The 18,241-nt window shown below is 42.9% G+C and carries 15 protein-coding genes and 1 pseudogene; 10 read left to right on the plus strand and 6 right to left on the minus strand.

Translation table 11 applies throughout. The features are described 5' to 3' along the window. Nucleotides 1–38 precede the first annotated feature (38 nt). From BSHG_RS17900 to BSHG_RS17890, 3 genes are all read right to left on the minus strand, one after another. Complete coding sequence (locus tag BSHG_RS17900) at nt 39–740, minus strand: response regulator transcription factor (RefSeq protein WP_005790952.1); 702 nt, start codon at nt 738–740, stop codon at nt 39–41. Between the two features lies 1 nt (nt 741). Then, a complete protein-coding gene (locus tag BSHG_RS17895; RefSeq protein WP_005790953.1) occupies nt 742–2,301 on the minus strand; it encodes a sensor histidine kinase in 1,560 nt (519 codons plus the stop codon). Nucleotides 2,302–2,690: 389 nt separating this feature from the next. Beyond that, complete coding sequence (locus BSHG_RS17890) at nt 2,691–4,847, minus strand: elongation factor G (RefSeq protein WP_008657601.1); 2,157 nt, start codon at nt 4,845–4,847, stop codon at nt 2,691–2,693. An 835-nt stretch (nt 4,848–5,682) separates the two neighbouring features. Here BSHG_RS17890 and hemW point away from each other — a divergent pair. The 9 genes from hemW (at nt 5,683) to BSHG_RS17845 (ending at nt 14,116) form a co-directional block, all read left to right on the plus strand. After that, entirely contained in the window at nt 5,683–6,816 is a 1,134-nt protein-coding gene (gene hemW / locus BSHG_RS17885) for a radical SAM family heme chaperone HemW (protein ID WP_008657602.1), read from the plus strand. A 12-nt stretch (nt 6,817–6,828) separates the two neighbouring features. After that, on the plus strand, nt 6,829–7,386 hold the full coding sequence (locus BSHG_RS17880) for an RNA polymerase sigma-70 factor (RefSeq protein ID WP_005798225.1): 558 nt from the start codon (nt 6,829–6,831) through the stop codon (nt 7,384–7,386). Between the two features lie 138 nt (nt 7,387–7,524). Then, nucleotides 7,525–7,962, plus strand: coding sequence for a hypothetical protein (locus BSHG_RS17875; RefSeq protein WP_005790964.1), 438 nt, complete (start codon nt 7,525–7,527; stop codon nt 7,960–7,962). Between the two features lie 11 nt (nt 7,963–7,973). Beyond that, nucleotides 7,974–8,852, plus strand: coding sequence for a FecR family protein (locus tag BSHG_RS17870; RefSeq protein WP_005790969.1), 879 nt, complete (start codon nt 7,974–7,976; stop codon nt 8,850–8,852). A 2-nt stretch (nt 8,853–8,854) separates the two neighbouring features. Next, complete coding sequence (locus BSHG_RS17865) at nt 8,855–11,533, plus strand: TonB-dependent receptor (protein ID WP_005790972.1); 2,679 nt, start codon at nt 8,855–8,857, stop codon at nt 11,531–11,533. A gap of 6 nt (nt 11,534–11,539) precedes the next feature. Further along, on the plus strand, nt 11,540–12,574 hold the full coding sequence (locus BSHG_RS17860; RefSeq protein ID WP_005790975.1) for a DUF4249 domain-containing protein: 1,035 nt from the start codon (nt 11,540–11,542) through the stop codon (nt 12,572–12,574). Between the two features lie 37 nt (nt 12,575–12,611). Further along, on the plus strand, nt 12,612–12,899 hold the full coding sequence (locus BSHG_RS17855; RefSeq protein ID WP_005798229.1) for a LysO family transporter: 288 nt from the start codon (nt 12,612–12,614) through the stop codon (nt 12,897–12,899). After that, nucleotides 12,896–13,498: a lysine exporter LysO family protein gene (locus BSHG_RS17850; RefSeq protein WP_005798230.1), complete on the plus strand. Its 603-nt coding sequence runs from the start codon at nt 12,896–12,898 to the stop codon at nt 13,496–13,498. Before BSHG_RS17855 ends, BSHG_RS17850 begins: the two co-directional genes overlap by 4 nt. Before the next feature lie 264 nt (nt 13,499–13,762). After that, nucleotides 13,763–14,116: a hypothetical protein gene (locus BSHG_RS17845; protein WP_005790982.1), complete on the plus strand. Its 354-nt coding sequence runs from the start codon at nt 13,763–13,765 to the stop codon at nt 14,114–14,116. Nucleotides 14,117–14,240: 124 nt separating this feature from the next. On the opposite strand, the gene BSHG_RS17840 is transcribed toward BSHG_RS17845, so the two are convergent. The 3 genes and pseudogenes from BSHG_RS17840 to BSHG_RS22920 form a co-directional block, all read right to left on the minus strand. Then, complete coding sequence (locus BSHG_RS17840; protein ID WP_005790984.1) at nt 14,241–15,371, minus strand: AAA family ATPase; 1,131 nt, start codon at nt 15,369–15,371, stop codon at nt 14,241–14,243. A gap of 40 nt (nt 15,372–15,411) precedes the next feature. Then, a complete protein-coding gene (locus tag BSHG_RS17835; RefSeq protein ID WP_008657605.1) occupies nt 15,412–16,368 on the minus strand; it encodes an MraY family glycosyltransferase in 957 nt (318 codons plus the stop codon). 115 nt (nt 16,369–16,483) lie between these two features. Beyond that, a pseudogene (locus tag BSHG_RS22920) lies at nt 16,484–16,897 on the minus strand (NAD(P)-dependent oxidoreductase); the annotation flags it as partial. Nucleotides 16,898–17,645: 748 nt separating this feature from the next. Here BSHG_RS22920 and BSHG_RS17830 point away from each other — a divergent pair. Further along, a complete protein-coding gene (locus tag BSHG_RS17830; RefSeq protein ID WP_008657609.1) occupies nt 17,646–18,209 on the plus strand; it encodes a DUF2007 domain-containing protein in 564 nt (187 codons plus the stop codon). Nucleotides 18,210–18,241: the final 32 nt, after the last annotated feature.

Raw genomic sequence — 18,241 nt, forward strand, 5'->3', positions numbered from 1 at the left:
TTTTCCGGCTTTTTTATTTCTATACACTCCCCTATCCATTATGATTCGGGTTCGGGGGTGATCAACTTGTAACCTTTTCCGTGGATGTTGATAATCTCAATCGAATCATCATCTTTCAGGTGCTTACGCAGTTTAGTGATATACACGTCCATGCTACGCGCATTGAAATAGTTGTCATCGATCCAGATAGTCTTCAAGGCAAAGTCGCGCTGCAAGATTTCGTTAGCATGCGCACAAAGCAATCCCAGCAATTCCGATTCTTTGGTAGTCAGTTTCGTTTGTTTGTCGCCGATAGCCAGGATTTGCTTCTGGGTATCAAACGTAAACTTACCAATCTTATAAACATTGCTCTCCTTGTTCTTCTTTCCGCGAACACGTCTCAGGATAGCCTCAATTCTGAAAGTAAGCTCTTCCATACTGAAAGGTTTGGTGATATAATCATCCGCACCGATCTTAAATCCTTCCAGGATATCTTCTTTGAGTGTTTTTGCAGTCAGGAAGATAATAGGAATTTCAGCGTTGGCCGCACGAACCTCCTGTGCCAGTGTGAAGCCATCTTTTTTAGGCATCATCACGTCAAACACGCATAAGTCATATTTATTCTTCAGGAAAGCTTTAAATCCGGCTTCTCCATCAGGATACAACTCAGCAGAGTAACCTTTAGCCTGTAAATATTCTCTTAAAAGCATGCCAAGATTTTCATCATCCTCGCATAATAAAATACGCAGTTTCTCGTCCATATCAATCATTTTTTAATAAAGGTAATGCAATAATAAATTTAGTTCCTACATTCAGTTCACTCTCTGCCCGGATGGTTCCCTTATGATCCTGAATAATCTTTTTCACATAAGCCAGTCCCAGACCGAAACCTTTTACATCGTGCAGATTACCTGTATGCACGCGATAGAACTTATCAAACACCTTCTTCAGGTTTTCTTTTTTAATACCAATACCGTTGTCCTGTATCGAAATCATCAGTTTACCGGGCTCGTTCCAGGTTCTCACGTTGAGCACCAGGTCTTCTTCGGGCTTCTTGTATTTCACCGCGTTATCCATCAGGTTGAATATCACATTGGTGATATGCATTTCGTCCGCAAATATAACAGGATTGGTAGCCTCAAGGTTCGATGTAATCTTACCATTATAGCGTTCCACCTTCAAAGCGAACGTATTGATAACTCCGGTAATCAACTCATTGGCATCGAGTTCCTTCATCTTCAGCGTTGCTTTCTGCCTGTCGAACATAGACATCTGAAGCACCTTCTCCACCTGGAATCTCAACCGCTTCGTTTCATCATTGATGACTCCCGATATATGCTGGAACATCTGCGGCGACTTCCCGACTGCGGGGTCTTTCAGCATCTGGGCAGCAAGCGAGATGGTCGATATCGGTGTCTTGAACTCATGCGTCATGTTGTTGATAAAGTCATTCTTCATCTCTGTCAACTTCTTCTGACGGAAGACGATGTAGATGGTGAAGATGAATGTAATCAGCAGTACGATAGTGAATATCATCGAAGGAATCATAAAACTAACCGAGTCGAAGATATAATCTTTCTTACCGGGAAAGTGCACCTTCACAATACTCATCTTCGCAGGCGGATCATTCTGGAACAGAGGTTGCGTATAAGAGTCTTCACTCCCTCCGTCTTCGTAGTCCGAGCAACGATATACTTCACGTCCATCTTTATCGATCACCGAAAAATGGTAGAGCAACTCTACACCATTATTAATAAAGTTCGATTTCAGATAATTATCCAGCTTCTTAAAGTTCACCCGTTCGCCAATCGATTTATCGCTTGCCTTGTAAATCATCCGCAAAGCCACATCGTCGAGCAGAAAACGCTGATACATATACCTATTTTTAATAGCGTCAGTCAAGCTCCGTGATGTCTGCGGAATGGTATTCCGGCCATGCCTTTCGGAAATCATGGCTTTGGGCACTTTCGACGGCTCGGTGGTAATCATCTTCAGTTCAAACTCCGAATACAGGGTTCCGTCCGGTGACTTGAACCTATAACGCTCCGATTGCTGAATTAAACCGTTTTTCTGTTCGGTAGTAGAAGAAGACTGAGCCAGTGCTCTGCGTTCCGCTTCAGTGATATCCTCTAACAGCCAACGTTGCGTTTCATCATACTCTACATCCTTTGAAACCTGAAACAAAGCATTTCGCACGGATGTATTAAATTGTTCTTTACGCATCTTCACCATTTCTTCGATGTAGCTCACTTGTAAATAGAGCAAACTCAGAAAGGAAAGACCCATAATAATGCCTAATATCCAGATTGTTGACTTTTTCATAGCAACAAAATTAACACTCCCTAATTAACACTCCTAACAGCTTAACCTGTTTTAACAGGACGTTCTCTATAATTAACCGAAAGGCGTTTTTTAGGTCGTATTCTGACCACTATAACAAAACGTATACACCTTTGGTTTGCAAATTTAATAAAAAATTAAAGATTTCTCTTCAGAAAATCTACTTTCTTTAATCATTGTTAATGGACGGGAAGGCTATAAGATACCGGTTACGTCCTCTCTCACAACCGCCACACCGGACAAGCACGTCCCAAAGAATACCTAAAAAAGTAAAGCTACGAGTAGCTGCACATTCATTGCACACTTCTCGTAGCCTTATCATTTAGTAGCACAGCCACTTATAGTCTAAACCCGGCAGCTTATGACTATAATTACTCTTCTGTTTGTTTGGATTCGAAGTCTTTTATTAACTTATCCTGCACATCGCTCGGAACCAGTTCATAACTTGCAAATTTCATAATGAACGAAGCACGACCTCCGGTAAGCGAACTAAGAGCGGTTGAATAAGAAGACATCTCTTTCAAAGGCACTTTAGCCACCAGTTTCTCATAACCGTTTTCGCTGCTCATACCCATGATCATGGCACGGCGTCCCTGAAGGTCACCCATCACGTCACCCATCTTATCGGACGGTACGAAGACTTCCACATCATAAATTGGCTCGAGAATCTTCGGTCCGGCGTTCTTAAACGCTTCGCTGAAGGCATTACGTCCGGCCAGCATGAACGAAATTTCATTAGAGTCTACCGGGTGCATCTTTCCATCATATACAATGACGCGTACATCGCGGGCATACGAACCGGTCAGAGGTCCCTGTTCCATGCGGGACATGATCCCTTTAAGGATGGCCGGCAGGAAGCGGGCATCGATAGACCCCCCGACAATACTGTTAACAAATACCAATTTTCCGCCCCATTCCAATGGAACTTCCTCAGTACCCTTCACGTTAATCTTAAATTCCTGTCCGCCGAATTTATACATATCGGGCACCGGCATTCCTTCATAATAGGGTTCCACTATCAGATGCACCTCGCCGAACTGTCCGGCACCACCCGATTGCTTTTTGTGACGATAGTCGGCACGGGCAGCTTTTGTGATGGTTTCACGATAAGGGATCTTCGGTTCTTCAAATTTCACCTGAAGCTTTTCATTGTTCTCCAGACGCCATTTCAACGTACGGAGGTGGAATTCTCCCTGGCCATGCACGATGGTCTGTTTCAGTTCCTTCGATTGTTCGATGACCCAAGTCGGATCTTCCTCACGCATACGGTTCAAGATGGCCATCATCTTTTCCGTATCGGCCTCGTTCACCGGCTTGATGGCGCGTGAATATTTAGAATTCGGATATTTGATAAAATTAAACCGGTTCTCGGCACCTTTACCGTTCAGTGTATTTCCGGTATGAACATCTTTCAGCTTCACCGTACAGCCAATGTCACCTGCCACCATCTCTTCTACTTTGATACGGTTGGCACCGGCGCAAGCATAAATCTGCGCCACACGTTCTTTCGAACCGCGATCGGCATTGGTAAAGTCGTCTCCTTCATGCACTTTTCCGCTCATGACCTTGAAATACTGAACGTCACCAATGTGTGGTTCCACACCGGTCTTGAAGAAATACAAAGAGGTAGGTCCGTTGGAATCGGGTTCCACCACTTCACCACGGGTATTATGCACTTTCGGCATTTCCGATACACCGGGCACTACATTACCCAGGAATTCCATCAAACGACGTACCCCCATATCTTTGCCTGCACATACGCAGAATACGGGGAACATGCCGCGTGCAGCCAGCCCCTTACGGATACCTTCGCGCATCTCGTCTTCCGTCAGTGAATCTTGTTCGAAGAATTTCTCCATCAAGCCTTCATCGTTCTCGGCAGCGGCCTCGACCAGTGCTTTGTGCAGCTCCATGGCTTTATCTTTCTCTTCAGCAGGAATTTCTTCGATGATAGGTGCACCGCCTTCGGGTGCCCAAGAGTACTTCTTCATCAACAGCACGTCTATCAGCGAGTTGAAGTTGGGACCGGTAGCCAGCGGATACTGAACCGGAACTACTTTGGGACCGTAGATGGACTTCAGTTGTTCAAGCACCATATCATAATCACACTTCTCGTTATCGAGCTGATTCACCAGGAAGATCACCGGTTTACCCAGTTTCTCGGTATAGCGGAAGTGGTTTTGAGTTCCCACTTCGGCTCCATATTGTCCGTTCAACAGCAAAATTGCTGTATCCGTTACATTGAGTGCTGTCATGGCAGCGCCTACAAAGTCATCGCTGCCCGGGCAGTCTATGATGTTCAGTTTCTTCCCGTTCCATTCTACATGGAAGATGGTCGAAAAGACAGAATATCCATATTCCTGTTCTACCGGAAAGTAATCGCTTACGGTGTTTTTGGCAGTGATTCTGCCGCGACGTTTTATAATACCACTCTCATAGAGCAACGCTTCTGTGAGAGTGGTTTTTCCTGAGCCGTCATTGCCAAGAAGGGCAATGTTCTTAATTTCGTTCGTCTGATATACTTTCATGATATATAAGATTTAAATGAATGATTCAGTATGTGTTTTTCGCATACCCTTTTTTTACTGAGGCGCAAATTAGGCATTAATCAAATGAAAAGCAATAAAACGGACAGTGTTACTAAACAATGTTATGTAACATACAGCCTTCGACAAGCGCGAAACAGGCTATCTGACAGAATGGAAGTATTCTTTCCGATTCCCGATTAAAAAGAGCAGTTTGCCTTACATTTACTGACTCCTTCTTCTTCCGGACAGGATGAAATAGAATGCAGCAGCAGACTTTTCGGTACAAGACGGAGGTTTTTCCAACCAAAGAAGGGGGTATTTCGGGTTGAACACGGTGCATTTTCCCAAAAAGAAGCAAACATTCTGTGCAAAAGAAGTAAGCATTTCCGGAAAATGCTTACTTCTTTCGGGTAAGATGTCTATATGTTTTGCCTCCTCACATATATTGTTATGTGCAGAACCCCGCACCGGTGCTTTTTTTTCTCCGGTTGCCCCGCAGAAGCATACGGAGAGAATATAGCAAAAGCATCGGGACAGAGACAGAACGAAAGCAAATTCATCGGATTCCGCCCCAAGTCCGTCCATTTGCACACATATACCATAAATCTGTGACACAGGAGAAAAGTCTGTTGGCAAATGCAGGCGTTTTTCCGGCCAACCTTCAGGACGGCACGAAACGAAAGCATTCTGAGGCCATCGGATTATCAGATTGTCAAATGGTCAAAAAGGAACTTTCCTCCCGTTAAATAAAAGAGAATATCTACCCTACAGGGTTGTTTACTAACACGAAAACCTTACTTTTGCAAATTGAAACGCAAAAATAACTCAGACCATCATGGCAGGCATATACATACACGTCCCCTTCTGTAAGACACGCTGTATCTATTGCGATTTTTACTCAACGACGCGAAGCGAATGGAAAGGACGCTACATCGAAGCACTCTGCAAAGAGCTGGAAATGAGATATACTTACCTGAAAGGAAAGCCTATTGAGACGCTCTACTTTGGTGGAGGTACTCCTTCGCAGCTCGACGAAAAGGATTTCCGGAAAGTATTCGACACCGTCCGCCGGGTTTATGGGATGGAGAATTGCCATGAAATAACACTTGAAGCCAATCCGGATGACCTCTGTCCGGAATTCCTGCAAATGCTCTCCGAATTGCCGTTCAACCGCATCAGCATGGGCATCCAGACATTTGACGACACTACGCTCAAGTTGCTGAAACGCCGCCACAATGCGGCTCAAGCCATTCGTGCGGTAGAGTTGTGCCGTGCCCACGGTTTCCGCAACATCAGCATCGACCTGATCTACGGGCTCCCCGGTGAAACAACGGAACGCTGGGAAAAAGACTTGCAACAGGCTATTGCCCTAGACGTGGAACATATATCGGCTTATCACTTGATTTACGAAGAAGGTACTCCCATTTATAAAATGTTGCAAAAGCATCAGGTCGAAGAGGTGGACGAGGACAGCAGTGTCCGGTTCTTCACCTTATTAATAGACCGGTTGCATGAAGCCGGATACGAGCATTATGAAATATCCAACTTCTGCAAGCCGGGCATGTATTCGCGCCACAACACTTCGTACTGGCAGGGAGTAAGTTATCTCGGCTGCGGCCCGTCGGCACACTCTTTCGACGGACAAACCCGGGAATGGAACTGCTCTTCGATCGAAAAATACATGTCCGGCATTGAAAGCGGACAACGGGACTTCGAACGGGAAGAGCGGGATCTGGCCACCCGATACAACGAATTTATCATTACCTCTGTCCGCACTCAATGGGGAATTTCACTCGAACGCCTCAGTAATGATTACGGAACGCAACTGGAGCAGTATTGTCTCAAAATGGCACGTCCTTCTTTAGAAAACGGCAAATTAGAAATATACGAAGGTGCTTTGCGCCTCACCCGCGAAGGAATTTTTATTTCCGACAGCATCATGAGCGACCTGCTCTGGGTGGAAAACTAAAATTATAAAGTCATGACCGAATCAGAGGTTCGAAAACTACTCAGACGAATGAAGGAGCTGGATTCGCAAACAGCGTTCCGGGCCTTCTACGATATGACGTACGACCGTCTCTACCGCATCGCCTACTACTATGTAAAACGCGAAGAATGGTCGCAGGAAATCGTACTCGATGTGTTCCTGAAACTCTGGGAACAGCGCAGCTCGCTTCCCGAAGTCAAAAGCATTGAGGACTATTGCTTCATATTGGTTAAAAACGCTTCACTCAACTATCTGGAGAAAGAAAACAGGCGTACCACGGTATCTACCGAGACATTGCCGGAACCCGAAGCACAAAGCGACTCACCCGAAGAATCGATGATCAGTGAAGAGTTGTTTGCCATTTATGTGAAAGCACTCGACCGCTTGCCCGAACGTTGTAGAGAGGTATTCATCCGCATCCGGGAAGAGAAGCAAAGCTATGCACAGGTAGCAGAAGAACTGGGTATCAGCACCAAGACCGTAGACGCTCAACTCCAGAAGGCAACCATCCGGCTGAAAGAAGCAATATCGATGGTGAATAATGATCGATAAACAATCGACAGTGAATAATGCCCGGCGAACAGCAAGAGAGGTTTAACTTTTATTTGCACACTTCCGATAGGGAGATTCTTCAAACGCTCTGTCTTTATCCATGAAGTTCATTTAAACCAAAACACAAAGACTTAGCTTATGAAGAAGTTATTAAGACCTACAACCTTTGCACTGCTTACAATGGCACTGTGTTTCACTGCGTGTGAGAACGGCAACAACTCTTACCCCAAAGAATACCTGGGATTCGAAAAGAAAGCGCAGGATTTCTCTTATCAAAAGAATGCAGAGGAAACGGAACTGCAAGTAAAAATCGTTGCGGCTGATAAAACAAGTGAAGACCGGATTGTCTTCATCGAGTCGCCCGCACGGCCGACGAAGCCCGGAAGCTCTTCGGCACCGTTTTATAAAATTAAAGATAATAAAATCACCATCAAGGGCGGCAGCAAATCTGCCAAAGCCACAATCCTGGTTTATCCCCGGAAAGTGGGAACGAATGAATACATTCAGCTTATCTGCCGGCCTCAGAACGGAAAGTCGGAAACGACCAAGATGTCTATCCGGCTGGTGAAAAAATAACGAAATAAACAATGAAATATACAGACCGGGAACTTGACCGATTACTGGAGAAACTTATCGCATCCACCCGCTCGCCCAGAGGAAAATTCTCGGCAGCGGCAAGCTATCAGATATTAGAGAAACGATTGCCGCGTCCGGCACTTCGCCTCTTCTCTTTACGCACCTTGTCGGCAGTAGCTGCCATCGCTTTGCTCTGCTTCATAGGATGGAACACTTACTGCTATCTGAAACCTGCCGCCCTACAGACAATTTCCACACTGGCCGATACGCGGACCATCAAACTGCCCGACGGAACGGAAGTGACGCTGAACCATTTCTCGTCACTCACCTATCCCGAAAAGTTTAAGGGAGAACACAGGGAAGTGAACCTGAAAGGAGAAGCGTATTTCGAAGTGACGAAAAATAGGAAACACTCTTTCATCGTACAGACAGAGTCGGTCAATGTAGAGGTACTGGGCACTCACTTTAACGTAGAGTCCTATCCGGACGATCCGGAAGTGAAGACCACGCTACTCGAAGGTTCTGTAGCCGTGAGCAATAAAAGCAATTCTGTACGTATCGTCTTGAAACCAAACGAAAGTGCTATATATAATAAGGAGAAAAAAAGCATGACCCTTGAAGTTTCAGACCGCGTTGCCGAAGAGATAGCCTGGCGGAACGGAGAATTGATTTTTACCAATCTCCCCTTGCAGGAGATTGCCCGCCAGTTGTCCAACACATTTGGCGTAGATATCTCCATAACAGACACTGCTTTGCAGAATTACCGGATCACGGCACGGTTCTCCAGTGAAGAAGGTCTCGACCAGATTCTCGATCTGCTACATACTGTTGGCAATTTCAACTATTCATACAATAATAAAGAAATAACGATTACTACTAAACTTAACTAGACATGAGAAAATCCAATCCGGATTTCCACCACATCAGAAGTTACATTCTGATGTGTGTGGTTTCCCTAACCTTTTCGACAATCTATGCGCAAACACCGGAACCCAAGCTCACACTCAAACTGCAAAACACCAGCTTGTCAGAAGTCATCCGGCAGATAGAACAGGACACCGGCTTCTCTTTTATCTATGGAGAGGAGGTGAAGCTCGACCATAAAGTCAGCCTCAACGTACAAAAGAAACCTCTCAGAGAAGTCCTGAACCTGCTATTCGCCAATAAGCCGATAAGCTATAAAATAACCGGGAAGCATATCTTATTACAAAAAACGCCCCCCAAACCCGTAAGCCGGAAGTTCACTGTCAGTGGATACGTGACCGACGGAGCGTCTGCCGAAACGCTGATTGGTGCAAATATTCTTGAGAGTCGTCATCATCAGGGAACTACCACCAATCCTTACGGTTTCTACAGCATCACGCTGCCTGAAGGAGAAGCTCGGCTGAGTTTCTCCTATTTGGGATATACCGGCCAGCAACATGTGCTGAACTTAACCGCAGATACTCTACTGAACATCCGGATGAAAGACAACAATATGCTGCAAGAAGTAGTCATCGTGTCGGACAAAGCCGAATCGGGAGTCATGGCCACCCAGATGGGAGCCAGCGAAATACCGATGACCCAGATAAAAAACACACCCAGCATCCTGGGAGAAGCCGATGTGATGAAAGCCATCCAGCTGATGCCGGGCGTACAAGCCGGAATGGAAGGCTCTGCCGGACTCTATGTACGCGGCGGAGGCCCCGACCAGAACCTGATCCTTCTGGACGGAGTACCGGTATACAACGTAGACCATTTATTGGGCTTCTTCTCCGTCTTTACACCTGAAGCCGTGAAGAAAGTGACACTTTTCAAAAGCTCCTTCCCCGCCCGCTTTGGCGGACGCCTCTCTTCCGTTATCGATGTGCGCACCAACGATGGCGACATGAAGAACTATCACGGAGTGGTCAGCGTGGGGCTTCTGACCAGCAAAATCAATTTCGAGGGACCGATCATAAAGAACCGGACTTCGTTCAACATTTCCGCCCGCCGTTCGTACATCGACCTGCTGGCCAAACCCTTCATGCCCAAAGACGAGAAATACAGCTATTACTTTTTTGATGTCAATGCCAAGATCAACCATAAGTTCTCTGATCGCAGCCGCCTGTTCCTCAGTGCATACAATGGCAAAGACCATTTTATGACAAAGTATGACGACACTTACTACGGTGACGAAGACAAGTACAGGGATGGCGGAAAGATGAACTGGGGAAATACCATCGTTTCGGGACGCTGGAACTACATCTTTAACAACAAGCTGTTCAGCAATACCACAGTCGCTTTCAATAACTATAAGTTTGACGTCAGTACATTCACCAAGAATGAGATACATACAAACAACCAAATCACCTGGAACCGCTATAAGGCCGATTATAAATCGGGAATCCGGGATTGGAGCGCTCAGATAGATTTTGACTATAACCCTATCCCTACACATCATGTCAAGTTCGGAGTGCAATATCTGCACCATAGCTTCCGTCCGGAAGTCTCCACCTCGAAGATATTCGACAAGACCGGAGAAACCATCGAGCGGGACACAACGTATTATACTACCTCCAACAGTGAGATCCTTGCCCACGAAGCATCTGCCTATCTTGAAGATAACTTCAATCTGAGCAGTCGCCTGCGTATGAATCTGGGCCTGCACTTCTCGACTTTCCAAGTGCAAAAGAAAAACTACTTCTCCGTGCAGCCCCGCATCTCCGCACGCTATCAGCTCAGCAAAGATGTAGTATTGAAAGCTTCGTATACGAAAATGAGCCAATATGTACACTTGATTTCATCCATGCCTTTTGCCATGCCCACCGACTTATGGGTACCTGTCACCAGCAAAATCAAACCCATGCAGGCCCATCAGGTCTCGTTAGGCGGTTACTATACGGGAATCGACGGATGGGAATTCTCAATAGAAGGATACTATAAAGGAATGAAAAATGTACTCGAGTACAAAGACGGTGTCAGCTTTCTCGGTTCTTCTACCGGATGGGAGGACAAAGTGGAGATGGGACACGGCCGCTCTATGGGTGTAGAGTTCATGGCGCAGAAAACCATAGGAAAGACAACGGGATGGCTGGCATATACCCTGGCTAAGAGTGACCGTAAGTTTGCCACAGGAGGAATAAACAACGGCGAACGCTTTCCATATAAATATGACCGCCGACACAACATCGACCTGACACTCAATCATCGGTTCAACGAACGGATCGATGTAAGTGCTTCCTGGATATTTACCACCGGAGGTACGACAACGATCCCCACCGAACTGACAGGTATTATCCGTCCGGGCGACAACGACTCGTCGATAGAAGAGGGAGACTACGTCAAGCATCGCAACAATTATCGCCTCCCCGCCACCCACCGGTTAAATGTAGGGGTCAACTTCAGCAAGAAGACTAAACATGGCATGCGCATCTGGAATGTCAGCATATATAATGTATACAATGCCATGAACCCCACTCTGATATATCGCACCTACAAAAAGACTGAATATACTCAAGGCGAACAAGCACAAGGCAACCGCATACCGGTCATTCGGAAATTCACTCTGTTGCCTTGCATTCCTTCATTCAGTTATACATATAAATTCTAAGTATTTATGAGACGATCTATTCTTGATATATTCCTTTTCTTGCTGGTTATCATATCCACTGCGGCATGCAATAACGATCTTCCTTTCGACTTGAAGGAGAATCCGCCCAAGTTAGTGATGAATGCCATTATCAACGCCGACAGCACCTACAACACCTTGTTTCTGAACCTCACCGGCAGAAACCAGATCGGACAAATAAAAGGAGCCACCGTAGAAGTACGCATCAACGGTTCTCTCAGTGAAACTCTCCGTCCCGATCCGCATAGCAGCGATAAAGGGCGCTTTTATATAAACAGTGCTTTCCATCCGGGCGATGTGGTCCGTATAGATGCTATGACGGATGACGGCGAACACCACGCATGGGCCGAAGTCACCGTACCTCAACCCATCGGGAAGATAGAAAAAGTGGATACGGCCTCCATCATGAGAAAGCCGAGTAACTATGGCTACGGAACTCCGCCAAGACGACATCTCCGTTACCAAATCAAAATAAAGGACCGCCCGGGAGAGAAGAATTTTTATCGGATCATTGTGGAACAACGGAAATACTGGAAATACTATTGGGAACAAAATGACCAGACCTGTTGGGATTCGGCAATGCAGAAAAGCTTTAAACTGCAAACAAACGAGGACGTGGTGTTGACCGACGGCAAACCCAGTACGGAAGAAGATGATGAAAACGGACTCTTCGGCACTGTCAATAACAAGTATGCCATATTTGACGACTCACGTTTCACCGACGGAAGTTATACGATGAACGTCTATAACGATATCTACGGATGGGGATTCTGGGGACAGGAGTATATCTGGATAAAGACGGATGTCTACATCCGCATACTCAGCATTACCGAAAAAGAATATTATTATTTAAGAGCGTTGAATCTGCTCGACTCCGATGCCTACGACAACACCCTGAGCGAGCCTATCGCTTTCCCAAGCAATGTGAACGGAGGTACCGGAATGGTAGGGTTCAGTACAGAAACAAACTATATGCTGACAGTTAAAAACAACGCAGTTCCCCCAATGGTACCGGATTTATAAAGAAACCACTATCTTTGTGCCCTAAAAGCACATTTATATGTTTACAATTATCGGAATCATGCTCACGGGCATGCTACTGGGTTACCTGTTACGTAGCAAAAGGCTCACGTGGATACATAAAGTCATCACATTATTAATATGGCTGTTGCTCTTCCTGCTCGGCATCGATGTAGGAGGCAACGAAGCCATCGTGAAAGGATTGCATGCCATCGGGCTGGAAGCTCTCATCATCACGGCAGCTGCCGTAACCGGAAGCACACTGGCTGCCTGGGGACTTTGGTATCTGCTCCATACACGCTATCAGAAAAAGGAGGCTAAACCATGAAAGGCAGTCTCATTATCGTCTCTTTCTTCATTGTCGGCACTCTGTGCGGACTTTTTCAGCTGATCCCGTACGATTTCAGCCAAAGTAAACTCAGTTTTTATGCCTTATGCGGACTGATGTTCTGCGTCGGCATTAGCATAGGCAACGATCCGCAGACACTGAAAAGTTTCCGGTCACTGAATCCTCGCCTACTCTTCCTACCCGTCATGACCATTCTGGGAACATTGGCTGGATGTGCCGTAGTCAGCCTCTTTTTGTCCCATCGTTCACCGTCCGATTGTATGGCGGTAGGTTCCGGATTCGGGTATTATTCACTCTCAAGTATATTCATCACCGAGTACAAAGGAGCCGAATTGGGTACCATCGCATTACTTTCAAACATCATGCGCGAAATCATCGCTTTGCTTTGTGCCCCCCTATTGGTAAAGTTCTTCGGAAAACTGGCCCCCATTTCAGTCGGAGGAGCCACCACCATGGACACGACTCTTCCCATTATCACCCGTTGTTCCGGACAGGAATTTGTCATCGTCTCCATTTTCCATGGATTCATTGTAGACTTTAGCGTACCGTTTCTGGTGACATTATTCTGCTCCATATAGACATCATATTACAAAACGATTTCAGTTTTCTCTAATATCCCATCTTTTTTACAGCATATTTTTGATATACATCAAGAAATGGTATCATTCTGCCCACTTTTCTTTCTTTGCGCTTTTATGTTGAATAACATATTTGTATATTTGCATAGGTAAAAAGAAAAAGCTAAGCGCTTAGCAATTGTTTTTAATAGGTATTAGGGTCCTTATGACAAGGATAAGGACAAAGATTAGTTTTCAGGAATAACAATTAAAAAAGTAGGTATTATGAAAAGATTAGGATTAACATTAGTGGCAGCGCTATGCCTTGTTGCTACTACATTTGCAGCAGGCAATCAACCTACAGTTGCAAAATGGGAAGGTAACATCAATGTGAATAAATTGGGTAAATACCTGAATTTATCTTCTGTACAGGCAGAAGAAGTAGCCAACATTTGCAACTACTTTGACGAACAGATGGGAAGAGCCACCACTGCGAAAAAGAACAAGGATACCATGGTTCGTAACGCTGTTTACGGCAATCTGAAATTGATGAAAAAGACGTTGACAGATGCTCAGTACACTAAGTATACTACAATATTGAACATGACTTTGAAGAACAAAGGCATCGAAGTAAAGTAGGAACTTGATTGATGAATAAAAGGAGAAAAGACCGGTGTCGTCGAATGAACTGACATCGGTCTTTTATTTTTATGCCAATCACTGACAGCCGCGAAGATGGTTAACACTAATGTTTCCGGTTAAATCAGTAATTCCTCCTAAGCCAGATATTAAAAAGTCTATCATACACCTGATACCCTCCAGACTCCTGAGTCAACATGTCTTTTTCCAGTAAACCCTTCAACCCCGACTGCACCGAACTGGCAGAAGTCAACCGATATTTTTTAATAAATGCAGCAGAAGTAACTCCTTTTGCTTTCTGCTCCTTGGCAATGGCAATCATTATCTCTTTTTGCTTTTCCGGAAGACGAGAAAATATTTCTTGAAAAGTAAAGTCTTGTGTAGCAATTATATTGTTTAGTGCCAGATTTATCATAGGTACATCACAGATACCCTTTTTATCTGTCAAAATAAAAAGTTCATTCAACATTAACTGCACATACCAAGTGTGCCCATCAAACAGAGTATATACATTCTCTACCAATTGATCTGTCACTTTCTTACCATTCTCCTCAAACAATCCCTTCACAAAAGGTTTATATACCTCCAAAGGAATTGCTCCTAAGTGCATCATACTCACGCTTTGATAAAATGGCCTGGAAGGACTGTTGAATATATTCATCATTATATGCCTCTGACTTCCTGCAAAAACAAAATTAGAGTTACTGCAATGCTGAACTTTAGTCCTTAAAATAGCTTCCAGATTTTTCTCCGGATATGAACTGATTTGCTGAAATTCATCTATTGCTACAATACAAGGCTTGTCTGCCTGCTCCAGATAGATAAAGATTTCTTCTAAAGTAGTTTCAGGAGCATGAATATCTCCCAAACCAAGTTCTAAAATCGGTTCTCCTGTAATACTATCTAATTTAAATCCAATCCTTAAAGAGGTAATTATAGAAAAGAAACGATCTATGAATTTATTCCCCTGGGGCTTTAACTTCTCAAAAATCCCTTTACCCAAAGCAAAAACAAACTCTTTCAAACTTGAAGTCGCATATATATCAATAAAGAAAGTATAATAGCCTTCTTTAATCAAAGGCTGATAAAAACAATGCCTTATCAATCCCGTTTTTCCCATTCGGCGAGTTGAAACAAGAGCCACATTTCTCCCATTTATCAAGTTACGGATCAAGTTTTCTGTTTCAGCAACTCTATCACAAAAATAACGAGGAGAAACGTATCCTCCAACTACAAAAGGATTAATAACAGCCATAACAAAATTATTATATTTATAATTATTGCAAATATAATAATTATCTTTTAGGTAAAAGATGCAAGTGAAAATATTTGCGCATAAGAACAATATATATTCCACTCAGCAAAAGGATACAGCCCAATAAATACCAATCACCATAACCCCGGCAATATAAATACCCGATGATAATCACAATTTGCACAATCATATACACCAACGATACCACCACGTGCGGTATTCTCAATTCATTAACCATGATCTGATACAAATGTTTCCGGTGAGGCAAACCAATATTTTCATGTAGCAACAACCTGTGTATGATTGTCAACACACTATCCACTCCATATACAGTAAGCATCACAAGCCAGCTGAAATCTTTCGTTTGAAGAATCAAACTCCCGATCAGGAACAGGACTACAAAAGCTATACTGACCGAACCCACATCACCGGCGAAGCATTTCGCTCTCTTACGGAAATTAAAAAAGTCAAACACCAACACAGAACAAATCATCGTATAAATAAAATTCTGTTCTGTGAAGGAGATCACTTCTGCATTCACATATGCCAAAGAAACCAAGATAACCAATGAATACCCGCCGGTAATGCCGGTAATGCCATCCATAAAGTTATAGGCATTGATAATCCCCGTACAGACGATCAGAGCGACAAGCAACGTCCACCAAGGCAAGCTGAACAACCCCCATTGATAGAACATCAGGGCCATTGCCGTAAAATGGAAGACTAAACGCAAACCCTGCGAAGTAGAACGGATATCATCTATAAAACTGATAAAAGTGATCAAGGTCAAAGCCAATATAAACCAAGGATATTCAAACTGATTCGTCAGAAAAAAAGTCAATGCACTCAAATAGAAGATGATTCCTCTTCCTCTCAGAGTAATCCGAGTGTGTGAACTCCGCTCGTTTGGCTTATCGATAATATTGCATTTATCAGCAATACGGAAATAAAAAAGTTCTGCCAGGAATAGCAGAACTAAGATTAGCAGATAACACATAAACTATTCGTTCTTTTTAATGAAATAAAACCAAAGTTGAAGTCCTAAAAAGGCAAAAGAAATACCCCCTATTAGGAGTCCTATAATCCCCCAAAAATCCACTCACAATACCTCCTTATTCTATCTGAAAATTCTCCAAAACATTCATAGGTTTCCACCCAAGTTCACGCATAGCCTTTTCATTACTAAAAGTCAAAGAGTGCGTAATCTTACGAAGTTTTAAACTGTTTATTGGGGTATTTTCCCCAAGACAATCACCAAAAACAGCCATACTTTTAGCAAACAATAAGGAATAGATATTGGTCTTTTTTTATTCAATTGCTTACATATCACCATCTCTAATTCACGAAAACTCAGCTGGTAACTGTCACAAACATTATATATCCCTCCCTTTTCAATCAATAGAGGAACAAGATTTGCTATATCCTGAACCATCAAAACGCTTTTCCGAGCCAATACTTAAGTACTTACCATTTCTAATCCCATGAATCATCGCTCCTAAATTTCCCGAAGGATTAGGTCCGGCAATTTAGGCTACTATTGACGGAACGATAGATTCAGACGCAATGCTGAATAATTACTTATACGACTTCTTGTCGCACGAGATACCTAAAGAGACAAAAAATCAAACGATTTTCAACAATTTGATTATGAGTAAATTGTAAAATTTTATAATATTTTCTCATAACTACGGTGTTGCATTGATACTGTTACACTATTGGTAAGTGATGTACTTCCTAGTAAGGCTACACCATTGGATTAATTCTTTTATTTGCTCAGAAAGAGCGAGAAAAATCTTCAGCTTAATCTAATAAATGATGCCTGTTTGCTGCAGAAGAAATTTCTTCCTAGTAAAGATGGAACTCGAAGAGGTGTAATACAAAAGAAAAAATACAAGAAGCATAAAAAGAAAGAAAAGCCTATTCTCAAACTTATTGATCCGCCTTTCCTGTTGGTAGAGGAGATTCATCTTAGCATGAAAAAGACAATAGATAAAAAACGGTATTCAGAAAGATCGTTTTGCTAAAATCAGAACGAGTATTAGTCCTTGTCTACAACTTTAAATTTTATTTACAGAATAATATATTTTAAAACAAAATCTAAGTAATAATTGGAATATGAACTATAAAAATTAATATTCTTTTTGTAATCTGATTTTTTCGTAAGATAGACTAAAGTGTTAAATTACGTAAAATATATCAACATATATTTACAATCAAATTTATTTTGACTATATTAGAAAAATGTTCCTTCAATCTTTAAATATAATATGAACAATGGCACAGTTAGAATCTAAACAATTAAACAAAATTGGTTTACATGAGAATGCTACCAATAGAAACATGGATGAAAAATTATTATTAAAGTGCGAAAATAGTATTCGCGCTTACAAAATTGTGAATTTGCTCAACAAGCATAATATTGCATTACGACAGCATGACGAGAGTCAGGATCCTAGGGTTGGTGCATATGGCGCCGTAACTGGTATTGCTATATATGTATTTGCTAAGGATTATGAAAAGGCTTTATCTATAGTTTCCCCTATTCTTAAAGATTTTAATACCATCAGTACATTCTGTCCAAAATGTGGAAGTGAAAATGTAAAACCCATTACTGGTAATCACAAATATATTACTTATTTAATTTTCCTTTGCCTGTTCCTTATACTTACTCCTGGTATTTATATTGCTTTGCCTGAAGATTTTGGACTCAGGTCTTCCTTAATAAATAAAATAGCTTTAATGATGGTTGCGCTAGGTTTTATTTTAATGCCAATTATTAATCATTATAATGTTAATTATAAGTGTAAAAAATGCGGCAATAGATTTAGGCATTATTAGCTTTATTGTTCATAATCGATTCTATTGTTTTA

Source organism: Bacteroides sp. 3_2_5, from assembly GCF_000159855.2.
GTDB classification, from domain to species: domain Bacteria; phylum Bacteroidota; class Bacteroidia; order Bacteroidales; family Bacteroidaceae; genus Bacteroides; species Bacteroides fragilis.